Raw genomic sequence first — 20,310 nt, forward strand, 5'->3', positions numbered from 1 at the left:
TGTCTTACCACCGGCGTTCGAAGCGCCGGCGCAGCACGATGGCGGCGGCGTTCATGACGATCATGAAGGCGAGCAGGACCAGGATGGCGGCCGCGGTCCGCTCGTGGAAGGCGCGCTCCGAGGCGTTTTCCCAGATGTAGACGAGGGAAGGCAGCGCCCCGGTCGGTTCGACCAGGCTGTGCGGCAGGCCGGGCACGAAGCTGACCATGCCGATCAGCAGCAGCGGGGCGGTCTCGCCGAGGGCGTGGGCCATGGAGATGATGGCGCCCGTCATCACGCCCGGCATGGCCAGCGGCAGGGTGTGCTGGAACACCGTCTGGGTCTTCGAGGCGCCCATGGCCAGCGCCGCCTCGCGGATCGACGGCGGCACCGCCTTCAGCGACGAGCGCGTGGCGATGATGATGGTCGGCAGCGCCATCAGGGCCAGCACCAGGCCCCCGACCAGCGGGCTGGCCCGCGGCAGGTGCATCCAGTTGATGAACAGGGCGAGGCCGAGCAGGCCGTAGATGATCGACGGCACGGCGGCGAGGTTGTTGATGTTGACCTCAATCAGGTCGGTCAGCCGGTTGCGGGGCGCGAACTCCTCCAGATAGACGGCCGCCCCGACGCCCAGCGGGATGGCGATCAGCGCCGTCACCAGCAGCATCAGGGCCGAGCCGATCACCGCGCCCAGCACGCCCGCCAGCTCCGGCTCGGTGGAGTCGCCCCGGGTGAACAGGCCGGTGTTGAAGCGGGCGGCGATCTGGCCCCCGGCGTCCATGCGGTCGATCCACGCGATCTGTTCGTCGGAGAGGCGGCGCTGTTCGGCCGGGGTGTCCTTCGAGATCTCGCCCTTCAGGTACAGGTCGGCGTCGTCCGACAGGGGGGCGGAGAGGGTGACGGTCTGGCCGACGAGGCCCGGCTGCCGCGCGATCCGCTCGGCGGCGATGAACTTGAGTTCGGACGAGAACAGGCCGCGCATGGCGCTCGCCTTCGTGCCTTGCGCATCGTCGACGATCCCCAGCCGGCGAAGCTGCTGCTCGGCCACCAGTTGCTCGAAGTTGGTGCCCTGCGGGTAGGCGCGGTCGATCCGCGGCGGATCCATATACACGGGCGCGGTCATCGCGTGGCTGTAGAAGGCGGTGTGGCCCTGTTCGACGATGCGGCCGAGCAGGAGCAGCAGGAAGCCCACGGCCACGGCGATGGCCAGCAGGCCGTAGGCGCGGAAACGCTGCTCGCGCGCGTAGCGCCGCTTCAGCCCGGCCCGCAGCCGGTTCACCCGCGCGCCGTCGGTCTGCGTCGCCTCAGTCATATTGCTGCCGGTAGGTGATGACGATGCGCTGGGCGATGATGTTCAGCAGCAGGGTGACGACGAACAGGGTCAGGCCGAGACCGAAGGCCGCCAGCGTCTTGGGGCTGTCGAACTCCTGGTCGCCGGTCAGCAGGGTGACGATCTGCACCGTCACGGTCGTCACCGTGTCCAGCGGATTGAGGGTCAGACGCGCCGCCAGGCCGGCGGCCATGGTCACGATCATGGTCTCGCCGATGGCGCGCGACATGGCCAGCAGCATGGCCCCGGCCACGCCGGGCAGGGCGGCCGGAAGCAGCACCCGGCTGACCGTCTCCGACTTCGTGGCGCCCATGGCGTAGGAGCCGTCGCGCAGCGACTGGGGCACGGCGTTGATGATGTCGTCCGACAGCGAGCTGACGAAGGGGATCAGCATGATGCCCATCACCCCGCCGGCCACGAGCGCCATCTGGTTCTGCACCAGCATCAGGTACTGCCCCACCGGGTCGAGCGGCCCGCCGGCGAGCAGGGCGCCGACGCCGTTGAAGAAGCCGCGCATCGCCGGTCCCACTGTCAGGGCGGCGAAGAAGCCGTAGACCACCGTGGGCACGCCGGCGAGGATCTCGAGCACCGGCTTGACCGTGGCGCGGAACGCCGGCCCGGCGTACTCCGACAGGTAGATGGCCGAGAACAGGCCGACCGGCGCCGCCACCGTCATGGCGATCAGCATGATCAGGAAGGTGCCGGCGAACAGCGGCAGGGCGCCGAAGGCCCCGGTCGAGCCGACCTGGTCGGCGCGGATCGCCGTCTGGGGGCTCCACTGCGTCCCGAACAGGAACTCGGTGATCGGCACCGAGGCGAAGAAGCGGGTCGAATCGAACACCAGCGAGGCGACGATCCCGATGGTGGTCAGCACCGCTACGGCCGAGCAGGCGAACAGGGCGCCGACGATCCAGCCCTCGACCCGATTGCGGGCGCGCAGGTCGGGACGGATGCGGCTGAACACGTAGAGCGCGCCAAGCGCCGCCGCCAGCAGGGCCGCGACCCAGCCGCCCAGCGACAGCATGAGGTCGATGCGCGCCGCGCGGCGGCCTTCGGCGGGCAACAGCTCCGCGTAGGGGGCCGGCCAGATCTGCGCGGCCGGGCGTCCGGCGCCGACGGCCCCGGCGTCGGCGTAGAAGGCCTGGCGGCGGAACGGCTCCAGCTCCTGCACCGCCTCGGGCGCGCCGGAGGCCATCAATTGCTGCTCGAGGCCGGGTGCGAACACCGCGGCCGCCAGCAGCACCGCCAGCGCGGGGGCCGCGGTCCAGATCAGCGCCAACGCGCCGTGCTGGCCCGGACGCGAGTGCGCCCGCAGCCCGGACGAACGGCGACGCGCCAGCGCCCGTCCGCCGAGGAAGGCGGCGACGGCGGCGGCGATCAGGATCGGCAGGAAGAGCCAGGTCATCGGCGTCCGGGGTGAGAATCGCGACGGTCCGGTCGCCCGGTCCGGTCCGGCCGGAACCTGCCCACGAATGGTCAGCGGAATAAGACGCCGCCGTGACAGTTCTGTTACGGCGACGGCCGGTCCGTCGTCGTGTCGTCACGCGAAGGCCGGGGGGCGGCCACGGGGAAGTAGGCCGTGAAGGTGGCGCCCTCGCCGGGGGCGCTCTCCACCGTCAGACCGCCCCGGTGGCGGTTGACGATGTGCTTGACGATCGCCAGTCCCAGCCCGGTGCCGGGTCGCTCGCCACTCTTCTGGCCCTCGACCCTGTAGAAGCGTTCGGTCAGGCGCGGCAGGGTCTCCCGCGCCATGCCCGGGCCGTGGTCGCGCACCATCACCGCCGCATAGCGCTGACCCGGCTCGCGGTCCGGGGTGAGCAGCGGCAGGCGGGTGACGCCGCCCTCGCGGGCGCCCCCAGACCAGGCCGCCGCCGCCTCCTGAAGCGGCACGTCGGCCTTGACCAAGATCTCCACCGTCTGGCCGGGACCGGAGTATTTGATGGCGTTGTCGACCAGGTTCTGGATGACCTGCACGACCTCGTCCCGATCCCCCGATACCGGCGCGCGGCCGCCGCGCGCCTCGAGCTTCAGCGTCACGCCGCGCTCGGCCGCCAGCAGCCCCACAGCGTCGACCACGTCGCGCGCCGCCGGGACCAGGTCGACGCGCCCGGCCGGCGGAATGTGCTCGTTCAGCTCGATGCGGCTCAGCGACAGCAGGTCGGCGACCAGCCGGCTCATCCGTTCGGCCTGGACCGCCATGATGTCGAGGAACTTGTCGCGGGCGCGGGCGTCGTCCCGGGCATGGCCCTTCAGCGTCTCGATGAACCCGGCCAGGGAGGCCAACGGCGTCTTCAGTTCGTGACTGGCGTTGGCGAGGAAGTCGACCCGCATCAGCTCCATGCGCCGCACGTCGGTCTCGTCGCGCAGCACGACGAGCGCCAGCGCGCCGTCACTCTCGCCGCCGGCCAGGGGGCGCGTCATCGCCCGCCAGTGGCGCGGCCGCGGTCCCGGCGCGGTGTAGTCCGTCGTCCGCTCAACGCCGCCGTAGAGAGCCTCGTCCACCGCCTCCAGGACGGCCGGCTCGCGCAGGGCCGGAACCAGCAGCGCGCCTTCCCGGGGAATGCGCAGCAGATCGCGCGCCGCGGCGTTGGCCAGCACGACCCGCCGGCCGGCCAGGTCGTCGGCCTCGCCGCCCGCGACCACCAGCACCGGGTCGACCAGGGCCTCGAACGCCCCCTCGAGAAGCAGCCGGTCCGCGGCGCCGGTCGCCGACGGCGGCGCCGGATCCGCCGGACGGGCTCCGTCGCCCGGGCGTCGCCGGTTCGCCGCCCAGGCGGCGAGGGCCACGAGCGTCGCGGCGCCGACCAGCCACGGGGCGAGTTCGGGGTGGACTGCGGCCAGGCCGAGAAGCACGGCGATGGGGATTCCGGCGCTGGCGCCTGCCGTCCATAACCGCGAGGCGGCGGGCGGGGCGACGGGCGAGGGAGCGGCATCGAAGGGCATCAGGCGTCCGGCAGGGCGAGTCCGGGTGCGAACATGACACGGAATTCATGACAATGGCGCGGCGTTTGCGGCGGCGCCGGGTTGTCAAACGTCCTTTACACTCCTACCAAGGACCGGCTGATCGACGGAGGGCGTATGACGGCGGCACTGACACTCCAGGACGTGAACAAGCGGTACGGCGGCTTTCACGCGGTCCGTGACCTCAGCTTCGAGGTCGGCAAGGGTTCGATCTGCGGCTTCCTCGGCCCCAACGGCGCGGGCAAGACCTCGACGATCCGGATGATCCTCGGCCTGCAACCGGCCACTTCGGGACGGATCGAGATCCTCGGCGCCGACGACGGACGCCGGGTGCGGAACCGCATCGGCTTCCTCCCCGAGGAGCGCGGCCTCTACAAGAAGATGACCCCGGTCGACGCCATCGCCTTCTTCGGCGCCCTGAAGGGCTTGCCGCTGGGCGAGGGCCGGCGGCGCGCTCGCGAGATGCTGGAGCAGCAGGGCCTCGGCGGGGCCAGCCGCAAGAAGATGAAGGAACTGTCCAAGGGCATGGCCCAGAAGGTGCAACTGATCGCCGCGGTGGTGCACCGGCCCGAGTTCGTCATCCTCGACGAGCCGTTCTCGGGGCTCGACCCGGTCAACCAGCAGGGGCTGGAGCAGATGATCCGCGGCCTCGCCGCCGACGGCGCCACGGTGCTGTTCTCGACGCACGTGATGCAGCACGCCGAGCGGCTGTGCGACAAGGTCGTGCTGCTGGCGCGCGGCCGGAAGGCTTTCGAAGGGACGGTGGACGAGGCCAAGGCCACGTCACGGCGCTTCCTCGAGCTGGAGGGCGTCATCGAAGCGGGCCAGGTCGCCGCCCTGCCGGGCGTATCGAACGTCGAGATCGCCGCGGAGAACGACGGGGTGAGGGTGCTCAAGGCTCATCTGGCCCCCGGCGCGCGGGGGCAGGAGACGCTCAAGGCCGCCTTCCTCGGCGGGCTGGACGTGCGCCGTTTCGATCTGCGCGAGCCCAGCCTGCATGACGCCTTCATCGATCTGACCGGCGACAATCCCGATCAGGACCAGTCCGTGAAACCCGCCGGCCAGGAGGCCGCCCGATGAACCGCACCCTCCTGATCGCCCGGCGCGAGTACGCCGCCTACGCCAAGACCGTCGGGTTCTGGCTGTCGCTGCTGGCCTTCCCCCTGTTCGCCGTTCTGGGCGGGGCGGTCCCGATCCTGATCAAGTCATCCGAACCGGTTCGCGCCGTCGCCGTGATCGAGGAAGGGCCGCAGGCGAACGGCCTCGCCGCCGCCATCCAGGACGCCCTGAGCCGTGACGCCGAGCGCCAGCAGGAACGCGAGCGCATGGCCAACGAGGCCGCCGAAAAGGCGACCGGCATGCCGGTGAACAGTTCGGGGGCCGCCAAGGGGGCCTTCGCCCGGCTGGCCGGGCCGCGCCTGCGCATTGTCGGAACGCCGCCGGAGATTGCGGCCGCGCCCCCGGGCGAGGCGCGCGACGAGATCGTGCGCCGCTATCTCACCGACGAGACGCCCAAGGCCGACCGGCTGGACGCCGTCGTCTTCCTCACCCGCGACGCGCAAGGCCCGGCGGCCCGCGTGTGGACCGCCCGCGCCACCGACGACACGGTCGAGGACTTCGTCCGCGACGCCCTTCGCTCGGCCAACCGCAAGGCGGTGTTCGAGGGCGCCGGCATCGATCCCGTCGTGGTCGAGAACGCCGAGAAGTTCCGGCCGACGATCTCGGTCTTCTCGCCGAAGTCGGTGAGCGGCGGCGAGGTTTCGTTCCGCGACAAGCTGCCGACCCTGATCGGCATGGCCGGCGGATTCCTGCTCTGGTCGCTGATCATCACCGGCGCCTCGATCCTGCTGAACAGCGTGATGGAGGAGAAGTCGAACAAGATCCTCGAGGTGCTGCTGTCGTCGGCTTCCCCGACGGAGATCCTCGCCGGCAAGGTGCTGGGCGTGGCCCTGCTGACCATCACGGTGCTGCTCGGCTGGGGCGGCATCGGCGCCGTCGGCCTGGTCGCGGCCGCGCCGGAAACGGCCGGCATGATCGGCGACATCCTGCTGACTGGCGGGATGCTGGGCTGGTTCGTGGCCTTCATGGTCGGCGGCTACCTGATGTACGCCGTCCTGTTCGCCGCCGTCGGCGCCTTCTGCGAGACGCCGCGCGACGCCCAGACCCTGATGGGCCCGATCATGCTCGTCCTGGTCATCCCGATCATGACCATGAGCATGGCCATGACCACGCCGGACGCCCCGGTGGTGAAGATCCTGTCCTGGGTGCCGTTCTTCACGCCCTTCCTGATGATGGCGCGCCTGCCGTCCGATCCGCCGATGATCGAACTCCTCGGCGCCATGGCCGGCATGTTCGCCTTCGCCCTGTTCATGGTCTGGCTGTCCGGTCGCGCCTTCCGCGCCGGCGCCCTGTCGGACGTGAAGCTGAGCTGGAAGAGCTTCGCGGGGGCGATTCGAGGCGGCGGAAACTAGGGCGGAACCGGACCGACCCCTCCCTCGGCGATGGCCGATGGAGGGGCGGACCGCGCAGAGGTAAGGGGAGGGCGCCGCCCTTTTCTGGCGGTCCTGGGTCCGCCTGTCCTCTTCTTCGGCCTTCGCCGAATGCGCTCAGACCCGTCGCCGCAACAGCGACGCCCCGAAAGCCAGCGCGAACCCGAGGTGGACCACGAGGAACACCCGCGCCAGCTCCCGCGCCTCGCCCGACAGCACGCCCTGCACGTCGTTGAGCGCCACGGCGCCGAAACCCACAGCGTTGGCGATCAGAACGGTCCGCAGCCAGTCACCGCCGCCCCCGCGTGACAGCCAATTGAGCGCGGCGATCCCGAGGAAGGGCCCGCCGAGCAGCCTCAACAGGGCGAGGAGTTCGGTCGAGGCGTCCTCCGGCACGGCCCCGACGCCGAATTTCCGCGTCGCGAACATCAGCGCCAGCCCCACGATGGCGAGGTAGATCGACGAAAGGGTCAGCGTCCAACGGGCCATCGGCTCTCCTCCGCGCACCTGCGTCGGACGGGAGCATAGCGGAGCGTCGAGTCCTGACCACTCCCGCAACGAAAAGGGCCGCCCCGTCTCCGGAGCGGCCCTCAATCTTTCAGCCTTGTCGGCCCGGTCTTACCGGCCGGGGCGCGGCTTCGGAGCCGGCAGCAGGCCTTCGCGCTGGGCGCGCTTGCGGGCCAGCTTGCGGGCGCGGCGAACGGCCTCGGCCTTCTGGCGGGCGCGCTTCTCCGAGGGCTTCTCGTAGTGCACGTGGCGCTTCATCTCACGGAAGCTGCCTTCGCGCTGCATCTTCTTCTTCAGGGCCTTCAGCGCCTGATCGACGTTGTTGTCGCGGACGAAAATCTGAACCAGGTGAAACTCTCCTTTGGCCGCCCGCCGCGTCCTGTGAGGGAGACGGGCAGACAAATAAATCTCGTTCTCCCGGGCCGGGGCCCGTGAGTGAAGGCGGGCTGATACACGAGCCTCCCCGCACTGTCCAGATCGTCGCGGCCGTTTGTGATGGGTCGAAACGCCCGCCGGACGGGCTTATGCTGGCGCCATGACCGACGCGCCACACCTGTCCAATGCAGAGCCCGAAGCGGACTGGGTCGACCAGATGGAGCAGGCGGTTCTCGACGCCGCGGTCCGCCACGCGCCGCGCACCGGCTGGAACGGCCGCATGATCCGCGCCGCCTGCGAGGAGCTGGGGCTGTCCGCCGGCGACGAGGAGCTGCTGTTTCCCAACGGCGCCCGCGATCTCGCCGCCCTGCTGTCGCGCCGTCACGACGATCGGGCCACGGCGGCCCTCGCCGACGTCGACCCGGCGACCCTGAAGATCCGTGAGCGAATCGCCCGCGCCGTCTCGGCGCGGATGGAGGCGGGGGCGGCGGACCTGGAGGCGACCCGCCGCTGCGCCGCCTTCCTCGCCCTGCCCACCAACGCCGAACTCGGGCTGCAGCTGGCCTGGGAGACCGCCGACCTGCTGTGGCGCTGGGCCGGTGACACGGCGACCGACTGGAACCACTACTCCAAGCGGGTCATCCTCTCGGGCATCCTGATTCCGGCGCTCACCATGCGCTGGTTCGACGGAAGGGAGCCGGCCGAAGCCTTCGTCGCCCGACGGATCGAGAACGTCATGGCCTTCGAGAAGTGGAAGGCCGGCAAGGACTTCGACGCCCCCTTCCGCAAGATGACCGATGTGCTGGCGCGGATGCGCTACGGGGCGCGGGCATGACACGGCCGAACGAACGGGCCGGCTCACGCGGACAGTACGGAGCGCTGGTGGTCGTCACCGCGGCGGCCGCTCTGATGCTGGGAGCCGCGACGTTCTACACGGTGCAGAAGCTCAGCAAGGACGACTGCACGGCGGCCACCAACGCCATGCCGGACGGTTCTCAGGTCACGACGACAACCTGCTCCTGATCAGAGCGGCTTCACCCGGTTCACGTGGCCCATCTTGCGGCCGGGGCGCGCCTCGGCCTTCCCGTAGAGGTGCAGGCGGGCGTCCGGTTCGGCAGCCAACTCCCGCCACTGCTCGACCTCGTCGCCGAGCAGGTTGGTCATCTCGACCTTCGCATGCGCCGTGGTCGGGCCCAGCGGCCAGCCGGCGATGGCGCGGATGTGCTGTTCGAACTGGTCGCAGGCGCAGCCGTCCTGGGTCCAGTGGCCGGTGTTGTGCACCCGCGGGGCGATCTCGTTGACCCGCAAGTCGCCGCCGCCGAGGTCGAACAGCTCGACGCCCAGCACGCCGACATAGTCGAGGCCGTTAAGAATGGCTTCGGCGATCTCCACCGCCCGCGCCGCCGTGCCGGCGTCGACCGCGGCCGGGGCCACGGTGGTGCGCAGCACGCCGCCTTCGTGCACGTTCTCGCCCAGCGGGTAGACGGCGACGGACCCGTCGCGACCGCGTGCGGCGATCACCGACAGCTCGCGCACGAAGGCCGCCCTGGCCTCCAGCACCGCCGGCCGACCGCCGATGGCGTTCCAGGCGTCGGCGGCCTCGCTGGCGGCGCGCACCCAGACCTGGCCCTTGCCGTCGTAGCCCTCGCGCCGGGTCTTCAGCAGGGCGGGGAGGCCCAGCTTGCCGAGGCCGGCGACGAGGTCGTCGAGGCTGTCGACAGGGACGAAGTCCACGGTCGTGGCGCCGACGCCGTTGAGGAAGGTCTTCTCCTCCACGCGATCCTGCGCCGCGGCGAGCGCCTTCGGGCCGGGCGAGACGGTGGCGCCGCCCTCGACCAGCCGCTCGACCGAGGCGGCGGGGACGTTCTCGAACTCGAAGGTCACCGCCTGCGCCACCCGGCCCAGCACGGTCAGGGCCGTGGCGTCGTCATAGGCGGCGACCAGCTGGCCCTGCGACACCCGCCCGGCGGGGCAGTTCTCCTCGGGATCGAGGATGACGACGTTGAAGCCCAGCCGCGCCGCCGCCTGGCTGAGCATCCGGCCCAGCTGGCCGCCGCCGAGGATGCCGATGGTCGAGCCGGGGGGCAGGGGCGAGAGGCTCACTCAGTCCTCGACCGTCTCGTGCACCGACTCGGTCTGCGCCGCCCGGAAGGCCGCCAGCCGCCCGGCCAGGGCTTCGTCCGACAGGGCGAGGATCTGGGCTGCGAGGATGCCGGCGTTCTTCGCCCCCGCCTCGCCGATGGCGAGGGTTGCCACGGGGACGCCGCCCGGCATCTGGGCGATCGACAGCAGGCTGTCCATGCCCTTGAGCGCCTTCGATTCGACGGGGACGCCGAGCACGGGCAGCTCGGTCATGGAGGCCGCCATGCCCGGTAGGTGGGCGGCGCCGCCGGCCCCGGCGATGATCACCCGATAGCCCTCGGTCTTCGCACTCGTGGCGAAGTCGAACAGCCGTCGGGGAGTGCGGTGGGCGCTGACCACCTTCGCCGCCCAGGTCACGCCCAGCCGGTCCAGCGCGTCGGCGGCGTGCTTCATCGTCGGCCAGTCCGAGCGGCTGCCCATGATGATGGCCACGGGCGGGGTCGCGGTCGTCATGCGTCCGGGCTCCTTCCTGGAAAGCGGCGCGATACAGGACTCGCGTTGCGCCCGCAACCGACGGCGTTAGGCTCTTGCTTGGCCGGGCGTGCTGAGTCGCCGGCCGGGGAGCGCCTTCCGACCGTGAGCCACGCGGCCGCCATCGACCCGTTCGCCGAGATCGAGCGCCTGCGCGCCGAGGTCGAGGCCCTGCGCCTGCGCGCCGAGGCCGCCGAGGCGGCGGCGGATCACGACGTCCTGACCCCGGCGCTGAACCGCCGCGGCTTCGTGGCGGCGATGAAGAGCGCCATGGCCTACTGCCAGCGCCACGCTGTGCCGGCCGTGCTGCTCTACCTCGACCTGGACGGCTTCAAGGGCGTCAACGACCGGCTCGGGCACGCCGCCGGCGACGCGGCCCTGGTGCATGTGGCCGAGTTGATGCGGGCCAATCTGCGCGAATCCGACGCCGTGGGCCGGCTGGGCGGCGACGAGTTCGGCCTGCTGATGCTCAACGCCGGCCTCGACGAGGGTCGCGACAAGGCGCGCAAGCTGGCCGCCGCGCTCGAAGCCGAGCCTTTCATGTGGGAGGGGGAGGCCGCCGGCCTCGGCGGTTCGTTCGGCGTCCGCGCCTTCGTCGGCCACACCGATCCGGAAGTCTGGCTGGCCGAAGCCGACGCCGCCATGTGGGTGCGCAAGAAGGGCCGCTGAGCGCCCGTCAGGCGATGATGTCGGGCAGGACGATCGCCTCGATCTTCACGATCTCGTCGCGCAGCGACAACTTCTTCCGCTTCAGCCGCGCGATCATCAGCTGGTCGGGAATCGGCATGCATCCGAGGGCCTCGATCGAGGCCTCGAGATCGGCGTGTTCCTGCTGCAGCTCCTTGAGCCGCGCGTGCAGCGCCTTTTCAGCCTCGCTGAGAATCGGATCGTCGTCGTTCATGTCTGCCCCGGAGCGCGTCGGCTTATAACGCGCCGTCGATCACGCCGGAAGGCGCTCGGCGAGCAGGGTCAGGGCGGTCCTCGGGGTGACCGACGACCATGCGCGGGAGACCGCCACCAGCGCCGGCAGGGCGGGCTTCGCCGGTCCGACAGGCGGCGGCGCCAGCGCCTCGAGCGCCGCGAGCAGGCGACGCTCGGCGTCGATCTCCACCGCCTGCACCTGGGCCCTGACAGCCTCGCGGTCCTCGTCCCCGAGGTCGGGAACGCGGGTCTTCAGCGCGCGCCGCACGCCGCGCAGGGGGACGATCACCGTCTCGTGCCAGACCCGGGCGGTGTCGCACGCGGCCTCGATGTCGTCCTCGGCGAGGCTCCGGCCGGTGACCGCCGTCCAGGCCGCCCACAGCAATAGCGGGATGTTCTGACCCTGCGCGTCCTGCAGGTCGAGGCACGCGGTCTCGACGCCAGGCGCCCGCCAGGCGCGCAGCGACCAGTCCCAGAGGTTCACGACTCGTCCGCCGCGCGGAGGCCGTTCCAGCGCTTCACGGCGCTCCAGTCGAGGCCGAACACGTCCAGCGCCCGGCCCACGGACTGGTCGACCATTTCGGCGACCGTGCCGGGCTTGGCATAGAAGGCCGGCAGGGGCGGGGCGATCACCGCGCCCATCTCGGCCAGGGCGGTCATGGTGCGCAGGTGCCCGAGGTGCAGCGGCGTCTCGCGGACCATCAGCACCAGCGGCCGCCGCTCCTTCAGGGCGACGTCGGCGGCGCGGGTCAGCAGGGTCGAGGTCACGCCGGTGGCGATCTCGCCCATGGTCCGTACCGAGCACGGGGCGACGATCATGCCCATGGTCCGGAACGAGCCGGAGGCGATCGCGGCGCCGACGTCGTTCAGTCGGTGCGTCACGTCGGCACGGCCGGTCAGATCGTCGGCGGAGAGATCGGTCTCCTGCGACAGGGTCAGCAGGGCGGCGCGGCTGACCACCAGATGGCTCTCGATCCCGAGTTCGCGCAGCGCGTCCAGCATCCGCACGCCGTAGATCACGCCCGAGGCGCCCGAGATTCCCACCACCAGCCGTCGCGGGGCGTCCGGTACGGCTCCGTTCACATCTTCGGCCAATTCGGGCTCCAGGCTGTCCGGGTCCGGAAGGCCGCCCGCCTCACCGGAAAGTGATTCCACAGGCGGTCTGGCCGGGCGCTCACTCTAGTGGTCCCTTAGACATGGAGGCGCAAGCCATGACCATAGAAGCTCGTATCCGCGAACTGGGAAATCGTCACCGGATGCTGGACCAGACCATCCAGCAGGAGATGACCCACCCGTCCGCGGACCCGCTTCACGTCAGGGAGTTGAAGCAACAGAAGCTTCGGTTGAAGGAACAGATCACCAGTCTGGAGGCCCGGACCCACTAGCCGGCCTCCCGAAATTGAAAACGGCCCCGGAGAGCGATCTCCGGGGCCGTCGTCATCTCAGTCCTTGGTGCCGAACACCGACTCCGCGGTCGGCTCGGCCCCGCGACGGACCCGCTCCTCGGGGACGAACTCGGGTTCGGCCGGCGTCTCCTCGACGGCGTCGGCGGGCTGGAGGGTGGCGCCGCCCTTCTTCGCGTCGTCGCGCGCCTTCTTCTCGGCCGCCTTCCTGACGATCTCATCCAGCTGCAACTGGCCGACGAGGCCGAGCGTGACCGGGTCGACCGGCTTGATGTTGGCGCTGTTCCAGTGGGTGCGGTTGCGCACGCTCTCGATGGTCGCCTTGGTGGTGCCGAGCAGCTTGGAGATCTGCGCGTCGGTGACCTCGGGGTGGTTGCGCACGAACCAGGCGATGGCGTCGGGCCGGTCCTGACGCCGCGACACGGGCGTGTACTTCGGCGCCGGCTTGGCCTGCTTGAGCAGCTCGGCGTGGCGGCTGACGACCGCCTGCATGCGGTAGTTGGAGTCGGCCTGCGCCTTGTCCAGCTCCTCGCGGGTCAGCTGGCCGCCGGTGATCGGATCCACGCCGCGGATGTCGCGCGCCACGTCGCCGTCGGCGATGCCGCGGACCTCGAGCGGATGCAGGCCGCAGAAGGCGGCGATCTGCTCGAAGGTGAGCGAGGTGTTGTCGACCAGCCAGACCGCGGTGGCCTTGGGCATCAGGATGTCGGTCATGGACGTCTTCGCTTCTTGTTTGTGCCCGCGTTCGCGGGTTCCGGATACGACGGCGCCCGACCTTTCGGCCGGGCGCTGAAGCACTCGATATAGGCGCATTCTCCGCAAAAAGAAACGACGCCCGACAACGCCGTACAGCCAAGGTTCATCCGCGAAGCTGAACAGTGTCCCCATCGGCGCGTTCCCGCGTCCAGGTGATCTACGGAGGGTCCCATGTTGATCGAGAGTCTCGCCGCCCTGGCGGTGGTCGGCAGCCCGGGCGCGGCGACGCAGGAGTGGGAAGGCGGCGTCCGCGTCGCCCCGCGCGGCAGCTATCGCGACAGCTGCAGCGGCGAATACGTCAACCGCGGGCGGCTTTACGCCGATTGCCGGGACCGGAGCGGCCGGGTGCGCGGCACGTCGATCGAGCTGAACCGCTGCGGCGACTACGAGATCCGCAACGAGGACGGCCGGCTGGTCTGCGGCCCCTGGCGGGGCGATTTCGAGGATCGCCCCAACCGGCCGGACCGCCCTGGCCGCCCTGACCGGCCGGGCGGCGACTGGGGCCGCGGCGCCTCGGTGACGGTCTATCGGGACGCGCTCTACCGCGGCGGGTCGACCACCTTCCGGGGCGAGGTCGCCAACCTGCGGGAGACCGGCTTCAACGACGTCATCAGCTCGATGCAGCTGCGCGGAACCTGGGAAGTCTGCACCGACGCCTGGTTCCGCGGGACCTGCCGCACCTTCAGCGAGGACGTCTGGAACCTGCAGCAGCACGGGCTGAACGACCGCATCTCATCCCTGCGGCCGGTGCGCGGGGGCGGTCGCCGGTAGACCTAGACGGTCAGCACGATCTTGCCGACGTGGCCGCCTGCCTCCAGCCGGAGGTGGGCGGCGGCGGCCTGCTCCAGCGGGAAAGTCGCGGCGACCGGCGGCCGCATCATTCCGGCCTCGATCCAGGGCCAGACCCTGGCTTCGACCGCCGCGATCAGCCGCGCCTTCTCGTCGGCGGGACGGGCGCGCAGGGTGGAACCGGTGAGGACCAGCCGCTTCATCATCAGGCGGGCGAGGTCGATCTCGGTCCGGGCTCCCGTGAGGGTGGCGATCACCACCCAGCGTCCCATCGGTTTCAGCGCCTCCTGGTTGAGCCGGGCGTAGTCCGCCCCGACCATGTCGAGGACCACGTCCGCGCCGCCGAACCCTGCGATCGCGGCCGCCATGTCGTCGGAGGTGGCGTCGAGGCTGAGGTCGGCTCCAAGGCGCGTCGCCGCCGCCGCCTTTTCGGCGCCGCGTGACGTGGCGATGACCCGGGCGCCCGCCGCCCGTGCCATCTGGATGGCGGCGACGCCGATGCCGCTGGTCGCGCCGTGCACCAGCAGGGTCTCGCCCGGCTGCAGGGCGCCGGCCTCGAAGACATTGGCGAACACCGTGCAGACGGTTTCAGGCAGGGCCGCCGCCTCCACGAAGTCGAGGCCTCCCGGGATCGGCAGGGCGTGACGCGCGTCGACGACGGCGTACCCGGCATAGCCGCCGCCGCCGAGAAGGGCGCAGACCCGGTCGCCGACCCGCCAGCGGTCCACGCCGGGTCCGATCGCGTCGATCTCGCCTGCGACCTCGAGCCCGAGAAGGTCCGACGCTCCCGGAGGCGGCGGGTAGCGACCTTCCCGCTGCAGCAGGTCGGGGCGATTCACGCCGGCCGCGCGCACGCGGATGCGAATCTGGCCCGGTCCCGGCTCGGGATCGGGACGTTCGATGACCTTCAGCGCCTCCGCCGGACCCTCGCCGCCTTCGATTCCGATCGCCTGCATCCGGTCGCCCCGTTCTTGCATTCATCCGTGTCCGGGCGTTCTGATAGGCGGCGGCGGCCCCGCTGGCCATGCAAGGAGGCGATGATGTTCGAGGATCTGGAGCCCCGGCCGGCGCGTGATGCGTCGCTGGCCGCCCTCGTTCGCGAGGATCTCGACGCCTGGTCGGTGGAGGACCTGAAGGAGCGCATCGCGCTGCTGGAGGGCGAGATCGCGCGCTCCCGCGCGGCGATCGAGGGCAAGTCTTCACAGCGGAACGCCGCCGACGCCCTGTTCAACTTCCGCAGCTGACGGCTTCTCGTTTCGCGCGTCTGGCATGGCCGTTGCACGCGGAAGAGGGCGGCGCGTTAACCCGCCGCCCGTGATACGGATGTGCGCAACCCATGAGTCTGGCTGAGTTGATGTCGAACCAAGACCCCGCCCTGGAGCCTTCGGGCCGGAGCCGCGCCGCCGTGGTGGAGGATTTCGCCCGCTCGGAGCTGTTCGATCGCACCTTCCGGGAGGGGATGGAGCTGGTCGAGGAGACCGCCGCCTATCTGGACGGAGACGGGCGCCGGGAGTCCAAGCTTCTGTCGCGCGCTGCCGCCCTGGCTTATGCCGGCGAGAGCATGAAACTGACCACGCGCCTGATGCAGATCGCGTCGTGGCTGCTGGTCCAGCGCGCCGTGCGGGAAGGGGATATGACCGCCGCCGCCGCCTGCGAGCCGCGTTACCGGCTGGCGGACCGGAAGGTCGAGGCCGAGCCGACCCATCCGGAGCTGCCGATCGCCCTGATCGAGTACCTCGTGCGGTCCGAGAAGCTGTACGACCGGGCGCTGCACCTCGACCGTCGCATGTATCTGGACGCGCCGGAGGAAGAGGCGGTCAATCCCGTGCAGAGCCAGCTGGACCGACTGGCGGCGGCGTTCAGGCAGTGAGTGGCAGACGACGGTGGGTGACAGGATTGGCCATCGCAGCCGTGGTTGTCGCCGGCCTGATCATTGTCACGGTCGCCGGCGAGCGCTCAATGGTGGTGATCCATAACCGCAGCGGCGGAACACTGACCCTTGCGGTCGAGACCACCAACCCGGGCCAATTCTCCTGGCAGGGCGACCTGCCTGCAGGAGGGCGCGTGGTGCGAACCGCGCGGTTCTCGGACAACAGCTTCGTGGTTGTCTGTCGCGACGAGAGCGGCGTCCATCGCACGAGGGGCGGCTATGTAACAAACGGCCTTCCGCAGGCGGTTCAAATCTCCGCCGACGGCTGCGCGGCCGTGACGATCGAGGTCCGGTTCTGATCCCTACGGCCCGACGTCGTCGGCGTCGCGGCCGTGGCCGTCGTCGACCGGTCTGGGCAGGCTGACGGCGATGCCGAGCGCCTCGGCCAGCTTCTCGTCGCGGCTGTAGACGTCCTCGCGGAAGGCGACGCGGCCCTGGCCGTCCACGAAGGCGGTCCAGTAGAGCAGCCGGACACTGATCTCGCGCCCGGTCTGGATGCGCTTGGTCTCGCGCGTCGCCTGGGCCTCGTCGAACTGGCCCAGCAGGTCGGGGTTCGGCGAGAGCAGCAGCCGGGCGAACTCGACGGCGTCCTGGACCCGCACGCAGCCATGACTGCGCTGGCGCATGGCGAGGTTGAAGGCGGCCTTGCCTGGCGTGTCGTGCAGGAAGATGGCGTAGCTGTCGCGCAGCTCGAACTTCACATAGCCGAGCGCCGCGTTCGGCCCGGCCCGCTGGATGACCTGGCCGTTCGAGATGTACATGTTCTGGCTGGCCAGATAGCCGGGGCCGCGCGGCAGGATCTCGTTTCGCGCGATGGAGGCCGGGACGTACCAGGGCGGGTTGGCGACCACCGAGGCGAACTGCTTCTCGAGGCTGGGGGTCTGGTTTCGGGCCGTGCCGACGATGACCCGGGTCGAGTGCACCGGGCGGGCGTCCTTCCAGTAGACCATGATCGCGGCGGCGGTGTTCACCTCGATCCGCTCGGGCGCCACGTCGCGCTTCAGCCAGCGGCGTCGTTCGAGATTGAGCGCGATCTGGCGCGCCCGATCCTCCGCGGAGGCCGACAGGGAGCGCTGGGTGCCGGTTCCGATGCGGGCGTCGGCGGCGAGCCCGTGGCGGGTCTGGAAGCTCCGGACGCCGGCCTGCAACTCGGGCCCGTAGACGTCGCCCATGGCCGCCAGCCGGGCGCCCTCGGCGGCGTCGAGATCGCCCTCGGCGACGAGGCGCTGGATCAGGATGGGCACCCGCGGGTCGCTGTCGCCGGGCTCGATATTCGCCCCGACGCGGAAGGCCGGCCAGCCGCCGTTCTGCTGGATCAGGCGACGGTAGCGGACATAGCCGGCGGAGAGGTTGGAATAGCCGATGTCGGTGGGCGCAAGGGCCTCGAGCCAATCCACCAGCCGGTCGCCGGCGAGAGCGTCGTTGAGGCCGACCGGCAGGTCGACCCGGTTCTTCTGCATCTCCCAGAGGTCCTCGACCGTCTCCGGCCGCACCCGGCCTTCGGCGAGGACGCGGGCATAGGTCAGCGCGGCGGCGGTCGTGGCCATCTCCAGCCCGGCCGGGTCGCCGGCGTTTCTGTCCAGGGCGCCGAAGAAGTCGTCGCGCGACAGGCCATGCCGCTCGGCCCGCGCGGCGGCCGCCATCAGGGCGCGACGCCGAGGTTCGTTCCAGACCGGGCGCCAGCCGTTCATCTCGTAGAAGGCGCGCACGTCCGGCTGCAGTGTGGCGGGCAGGCGCGCCAGCCGGTCATTGAAGCTGTCGTAGAAGGCGACGGCGCCGGGATCGCGGGTCTGCGCCTGCGCGGACAGGCCCACAGCGGAAGCGAGCGCCGCCGTCGCCGCGCCCAGACCCAGTTGCCGTCGGTTCATCACGCTCGCTCTTCGTCCGTCTTTCGCCGCACGGACACCACGCCCACGCCCCGAAAACCCAACGCGGTGAATGTTATCGGCGTTCCGGGCAAACAGAAAGGCGCCGGCCCGGAGACCGACGCCTTCGTGATCGTGTTGCCGCAGCGGTGTGGCGGGAAAGCCAGACCCGGAGCGGTCCTACTTCTTGATGAAGCCGGCGAACTTGTTGTTGAAGCGCGACACGCGGCCGCCGCGGTCCATCAGGTGCTGGTTGCCGCCGGTCCACGCCGGGTGGGTCAGCGGATCGATGTCGAGGTTCAGCGTCGCGCCTTCCTTCTGGTAGGTCGAGCGCGTCTGATACGTCGTGCCATCCGTCATCGTGACCGTGATGAAGTGATAGTCGGGGTGGATGTCCGCCTTCATTGTCGTCGTTCCGTCTCTGCGCGGTGACGATGCCGACCGTCCATGCGCGAAAAATGAGAAACCCGCCGAGGGCGGCGGGAATGAGCGGCGGCGTTTACACCGGGGGGCTTTCCGGGGCAAGAGGCGCGCCGATGACCGATCCCACCGCCTCCGCCGCCGACCCCGCCGACCTGCGCGGCCGCCCGGGCGCGGGCGCGCTGCTGGCGGAGCAGATGGCCGATGCCGGCGCCCGCCGCGAGAAGCGGCGCGACATCCGGCCTCTCGCCCGGTTGTTGCCCTATGCGCTTCGCCACAAGGGACATCTGGGCTTCGCGGCCTTCTGGCTGGTTATGTCGACCAGCGCCTCGCTAGGGCTGACCGCGGCGGCGCGGGGCGCGATCGACCATGGCTTCGCCGATGACGGCGCGCGGCTGAACCTGTGGTTCCTGCTGCTCGGCGCGGTGGCCCTGTTCCTCGGCGTCGCCACCGCCGTGCGCTACTTCTACGTCACCAAGACCGGCGAACGGGTGGTGGCCGACCTGCGCAAGGGCCTGTTCGACCGGGTGCTGACCCTGGATCCGGCCTTCTACGCCCGCATGCGCACCGGCGAGGTGCTGTCGCGACTGACCACCGACATCGCGCTGGTCGAGACGCTGATGACCACCTCGATCTCCTATGCGGTGCGCAACTTCCTCACCCTCGTCGGGGGGACCATCCTGCTGTTCGTGGTCAGTCCGAAGTTGACCGGTCTGGTGCTGCTGGTCGTCCCGCTGCTGCTGGGGCCGCTGTTCATCTTCGGCCGGCAGGTGCGCAAGCTGACGGTGGCGACCCAGGACCGCTTCGCCCAGGCCATCGGCTTCGCGGGGGAAAGCGTCGACGCCATCGAGACGGTCCAGGCCTTCGGTCGGGCGCGTAGCGCGGTCGCCCGCTTCGGAGAGGCGGTAGAGACCGCCTTCGCCGCCTCGCTGGTGCGGATGCGCGCACGGGCGCTGATGACGGCGATGATCATCGTGGTGATGTTCGGCGGCGTGACGCTGGTGCTGTGGCTGGGGGCCATGGACGTGATCGCCGGGCGGATGAGCCCGGGAGCCCTGCTGCAGTTCGTTCTGCTCTCCGTCTTCGCCGCCGGCGCCGTCGGAGCGCTGGGCGAAAGCTGGGGGGACGTCCAGAAGGCGGCCGGGGCCATGGAGCGCATCGACGAACTGATGCGGAGCGAGGCGGCCATCGCCTCGCCCGCGCATCCGCAGCCGCTGCCGCAACCGCCCGTCGGCGAGGTGTCCATGGCTGGCGTGCACTTCAGCTACCCGGGACGGCCCGACCTGCCCGCCCTGAAAGGCTTCTCCCTGACCGTCCGCCCGGGCGAGACCGTTGCGCTCGTCGGCCCGTCGGGGGCGGGCAAGAGCACCGTGTTCCGACTGCTGTTGCGCTTCTACGATCCGCAGTCGGGCGTCGTCGCGGTCGACGGCGTGGACGTCCGCCGCGCCGACCCGGCCGAGGTGCGCAGCCGTTTCGCCTGGGTCTCGCAGGAAGCGCCGCTGTTCTCGGGTTCCTCGGCCGAAAACATCCGCTTCGGCCGCGAGAACGCCACCGAGGAAGAGCTCCGCGCCGCCGCCGCCGAGGCCCAGGCGCTGGGCTTCATTGAAGCGTTGCCGGAAGGTTTCGATACGCCGCTGGGCGAGCGCGGCAAGAGCCTGTCCGGCGGCCAGCGGCAGCGGCTGGCCATCGCGCGGGCGCTGGTGCGCGACGCGCCGATCCTGCTGCTCGACGAGGCTACCTCCGCACTGGACGCCGAGAGCGAGCGGCTGGTGCAGGCGGCGCTGGACCAGGCGATGGAGGCGCGGACGACCTTGGTCATCGCCCACCGCCTGGCGACCGTCCTGCGCGCCGATCGCATCGTGGTCATGGAGGACGGGGGCGTGGCGGAGGAGGGAACCCACGCTTCGCTTCTCGCCGCCGGCGGCCTCTACGCCCGGCTGGCGAAGCTGCAGTTCCGCGACGACTGATCGGG

The 20,310-nt window shown here is 70.7% G+C and carries 25 protein-coding genes; 11 read left to right on the forward strand and 14 right to left on the reverse strand.

The genetic code is table 11. From position 1 onward, the window contains the following. Window positions 1-4: 4 nt before the first annotated feature. The 3 genes from pstA to BM333_RS11775 all read right to left on the reverse strand — a co-directional run bounded on the left by pstA (window position 5) and on the right by BM333_RS11775 (window position 4,252). Window positions 5-1,291, reverse strand: coding sequence for a phosphate ABC transporter permease PstA (gene pstA / locus BM333_RS11765; RefSeq protein ID WP_092311732.1), 1,287 nt, complete (start codon window positions 1,289-1,291; stop codon window positions 5-7). Then, window positions 1,284-2,714 carry a phosphate ABC transporter permease subunit PstC gene (pstC, locus tag BM333_RS11770; RefSeq protein ID WP_092311735.1) on the reverse strand — a complete coding sequence of 477 codons (1,431 nt, stop codon included), beginning with the start codon at window positions 2,712-2,714 and terminating at the stop codon, window positions 1,284-1,286. The genes pstA and pstC overlap by 8 nt, the downstream gene beginning before the upstream one ends. A gap of 104 nt (window positions 2,715-2,818) precedes the next feature. After that, entirely contained in the window at window positions 2,819-4,252 is a 1,434-nt protein-coding gene (locus BM333_RS11775; protein ID WP_092311738.1) for a sensor histidine kinase, read from the reverse strand. Between the two features lie 135 nt (window positions 4,253-4,387). On the opposite strand from BM333_RS11775, the gene BM333_RS11780 reads away from it, so the two are divergent. Both BM333_RS11780 and BM333_RS11785 read left to right on the forward strand, forming a co-directional pair. Next, a complete protein-coding gene (locus BM333_RS11780; RefSeq protein WP_092311741.1) occupies window positions 4,388-5,350 on the forward strand; it encodes an ABC transporter ATP-binding protein in 963 nt (320 codons plus the stop codon). Beyond that, window positions 5,347-6,741, forward strand: a complete 1,395-nt coding sequence (locus BM333_RS11785; protein ID WP_092311744.1) for an ABC transporter permease — start codon at window positions 5,347-5,349, stop codon at window positions 6,739-6,741. Before BM333_RS11780 ends, BM333_RS11785 begins: the two co-directional genes overlap by 4 nt. 135 nt (window positions 6,742-6,876) lie before the next feature. Here BM333_RS11785 and BM333_RS11790 read toward each other — a convergent pair whose 3' ends face one another. Together BM333_RS11790 and rpsU are read right to left on the reverse strand one after the other, a co-directional pair. Next, window positions 6,877-7,248: a hypothetical protein gene (locus BM333_RS11790; protein ID WP_092311747.1), complete on the reverse strand. Its 372-nt coding sequence runs from the start codon at window positions 7,246-7,248 to the stop codon at window positions 6,877-6,879. A 129-nt stretch (window positions 7,249-7,377) separates the two neighbouring features. Beyond that, window positions 7,378-7,614, reverse strand: a complete 237-nt coding sequence (gene rpsU, locus BM333_RS11795; protein WP_092312110.1) for a 30S ribosomal protein S21 — start codon at window positions 7,612-7,614, stop codon at window positions 7,378-7,380. Window positions 7,615-7,801: 187 nt separating this feature from the next. Here rpsU and BM333_RS11800 point away from each other — a divergent pair, with 187 nt between their 5' ends. After that, window positions 7,802-8,476: a COQ9 family protein gene (locus BM333_RS11800; protein ID WP_092311750.1), complete on the forward strand. Its 675-nt coding sequence runs from the start codon at window positions 7,802-7,804 to the stop codon at window positions 8,474-8,476. Further along, window positions 8,473-8,664 (forward strand): hypothetical protein, encoded by a 192-nt coding sequence (locus BM333_RS15700; protein WP_143105822.1) that lies wholly within the window; start codon window positions 8,473-8,475, stop codon window positions 8,662-8,664. The genes BM333_RS11800 and BM333_RS15700 overlap by 4 nt, the downstream gene beginning before the upstream one ends. Here the strand turns inward: BM333_RS15700 and BM333_RS11805 are convergent, their stop codons facing one another. Next, window positions 8,665-9,744: a 5-(carboxyamino)imidazole ribonucleotide synthase gene (locus BM333_RS11805; protein ID WP_092311753.1), complete on the reverse strand. Its 1,080-nt coding sequence runs from the start codon at window positions 9,742-9,744 to the stop codon at window positions 8,665-8,667. It lies immediately after the preceding gene. Next, on the reverse strand, window positions 9,745-10,236 hold the full coding sequence (gene purE / locus BM333_RS11810) for a 5-(carboxyamino)imidazole ribonucleotide mutase (protein ID WP_092311756.1): 492 nt from the start codon (window positions 10,234-10,236) through the stop codon (window positions 9,745-9,747). 123 nt (window positions 10,237-10,359) lie between these two features. Between purE and BM333_RS11815 the strand changes: the two genes are divergently transcribed. Then, window positions 10,360-10,923, forward strand: coding sequence for a GGDEF domain-containing protein (locus BM333_RS11815; RefSeq protein ID WP_092311759.1), 564 nt, complete (start codon window positions 10,360-10,362; stop codon window positions 10,921-10,923). Between the two features lie 7 nt (window positions 10,924-10,930). On the opposite strand, the gene BM333_RS11820 is transcribed toward BM333_RS11815, so the two are convergent. Genes BM333_RS11820 through BM333_RS11830 form a run of 3 tightly spaced genes read right to left on the reverse strand, consistent with a single transcriptional unit; the run spans window position 10,931 to window position 12,258 of the window. After that, window positions 10,931-11,155 (reverse strand): YdcH family protein, encoded by a 225-nt coding sequence (locus BM333_RS11820; RefSeq protein WP_092311762.1) that lies wholly within the window; start codon window positions 11,153-11,155, stop codon window positions 10,931-10,933. Window positions 11,156-11,194: 39 nt separating this feature from the next. Continuing rightward, entirely contained in the window at window positions 11,195-11,659 is a 465-nt protein-coding gene (locus tag BM333_RS11825) for a TIGR02444 family protein (RefSeq protein WP_092311765.1), read from the reverse strand. After that, on the reverse strand, window positions 11,656-12,258 hold the full coding sequence (locus BM333_RS11830; protein ID WP_092312113.1) for a UbiX family flavin prenyltransferase: 603 nt from the start codon (window positions 12,256-12,258) through the stop codon (window positions 11,656-11,658). The genes BM333_RS11825 and BM333_RS11830 overlap by 4 nt, the downstream gene beginning before the upstream one ends. Before the next feature lie 128 nt (window positions 12,259-12,386). On the opposite strand from BM333_RS11830, the gene BM333_RS11835 reads away from it, so the two are divergent. Next, a complete protein-coding gene (locus BM333_RS11835; RefSeq protein WP_092311768.1) occupies window positions 12,387-12,560 on the forward strand; it encodes a YdcH family protein in 174 nt (57 codons plus the stop codon). Between the two features lie 57 nt (window positions 12,561-12,617). Here the strand turns inward: BM333_RS11835 and BM333_RS11840 are convergent, their stop codons facing one another. After that, entirely contained in the window at window positions 12,618-13,292 is a 675-nt protein-coding gene (locus tag BM333_RS11840) for a DUF1013 domain-containing protein (RefSeq protein ID WP_092311771.1), read from the reverse strand. Window positions 13,293-13,505: 213 nt separating this feature from the next. Between BM333_RS11840 and BM333_RS11845 the strand changes: the two genes are divergently transcribed. Continuing rightward, window positions 13,506-14,105 (forward strand): beta/gamma crystallin-related protein, encoded by a 600-nt coding sequence (locus BM333_RS11845; protein ID WP_092311774.1) that lies wholly within the window; start codon window positions 13,506-13,508, stop codon window positions 14,103-14,105. 2 nt (window positions 14,106-14,107) lie between these two features. On the opposite strand, the gene BM333_RS11850 is transcribed toward BM333_RS11845, so the two are convergent. Next, window positions 14,108-15,079: an NAD(P)H-quinone oxidoreductase gene (locus BM333_RS11850; RefSeq protein WP_092312115.1), complete on the reverse strand. Its 972-nt coding sequence runs from the start codon at window positions 15,077-15,079 to the stop codon at window positions 14,108-14,110. An 84-nt stretch (window positions 15,080-15,163) separates the two neighbouring features. Here BM333_RS11850 and BM333_RS11855 point away from each other — a divergent pair, with 84 nt between their 5' ends. The 3 genes from BM333_RS11855 to BM333_RS11865 all read left to right on the forward strand — a co-directional run bounded on the left by BM333_RS11855 (window position 15,164) and on the right by BM333_RS11865 (window position 16,352). Beyond that, window positions 15,164-15,367: a DUF1192 domain-containing protein gene (locus BM333_RS11855; protein WP_092312118.1), complete on the forward strand. Its 204-nt coding sequence runs from the start codon at window positions 15,164-15,166 to the stop codon at window positions 15,365-15,367. A 110-nt stretch (window positions 15,368-15,477) separates the two neighbouring features. Further along, window positions 15,478-15,993, forward strand: coding sequence for a protease adaptor protein RcdA (rcdA, locus tag BM333_RS11860; protein WP_245777255.1), 516 nt, complete (start codon window positions 15,478-15,480; stop codon window positions 15,991-15,993). 26 nt (window positions 15,994-16,019) lie between these two features. Beyond that, window positions 16,020-16,352, forward strand: coding sequence for a hypothetical protein (locus tag BM333_RS11865; RefSeq protein ID WP_092311780.1), 333 nt, complete (start codon window positions 16,020-16,022; stop codon window positions 16,350-16,352). A 3-nt stretch (window positions 16,353-16,355) separates the two neighbouring features. On the opposite strand, the gene BM333_RS11870 is transcribed toward BM333_RS11865, so the two are convergent. Both BM333_RS11870 and rpmE read right to left on the reverse strand, forming a co-directional pair. Further along, window positions 16,356-17,921 carry a L,D-transpeptidase family protein gene (locus BM333_RS11870; protein WP_092311783.1) on the reverse strand — a complete coding sequence of 522 codons (1,566 nt, stop codon included), beginning with the start codon at window positions 17,919-17,921 and terminating at the stop codon, window positions 16,356-16,358. Window positions 17,922-18,098: 177 nt separating this feature from the next. Next, window positions 18,099-18,323 (reverse strand): 50S ribosomal protein L31, encoded by a 225-nt coding sequence (gene rpmE / locus BM333_RS11875; RefSeq protein WP_092311786.1) that lies wholly within the window; start codon window positions 18,321-18,323, stop codon window positions 18,099-18,101. Window positions 18,324-18,454: 131 nt separating this feature from the next. Between rpmE and BM333_RS11880 the strand changes: the two genes are divergently transcribed. After that, on the forward strand, window positions 18,455-20,305 hold the full coding sequence (locus BM333_RS11880) for an ABC transporter transmembrane domain-containing protein (protein WP_092311789.1): 1,851 nt from the start codon (window positions 18,455-18,457) through the stop codon (window positions 20,303-20,305). Window positions 20,306-20,310 lie beyond the last annotated feature (5 nt).

Origin of the sequence: Brevundimonas viscosa (assembly GCF_900116065.1) — a bacterium.
GTDB classification, from domain to species: Bacteria; Pseudomonadota; Alphaproteobacteria; order Caulobacterales; family Caulobacteraceae; genus Brevundimonas; species Brevundimonas viscosa.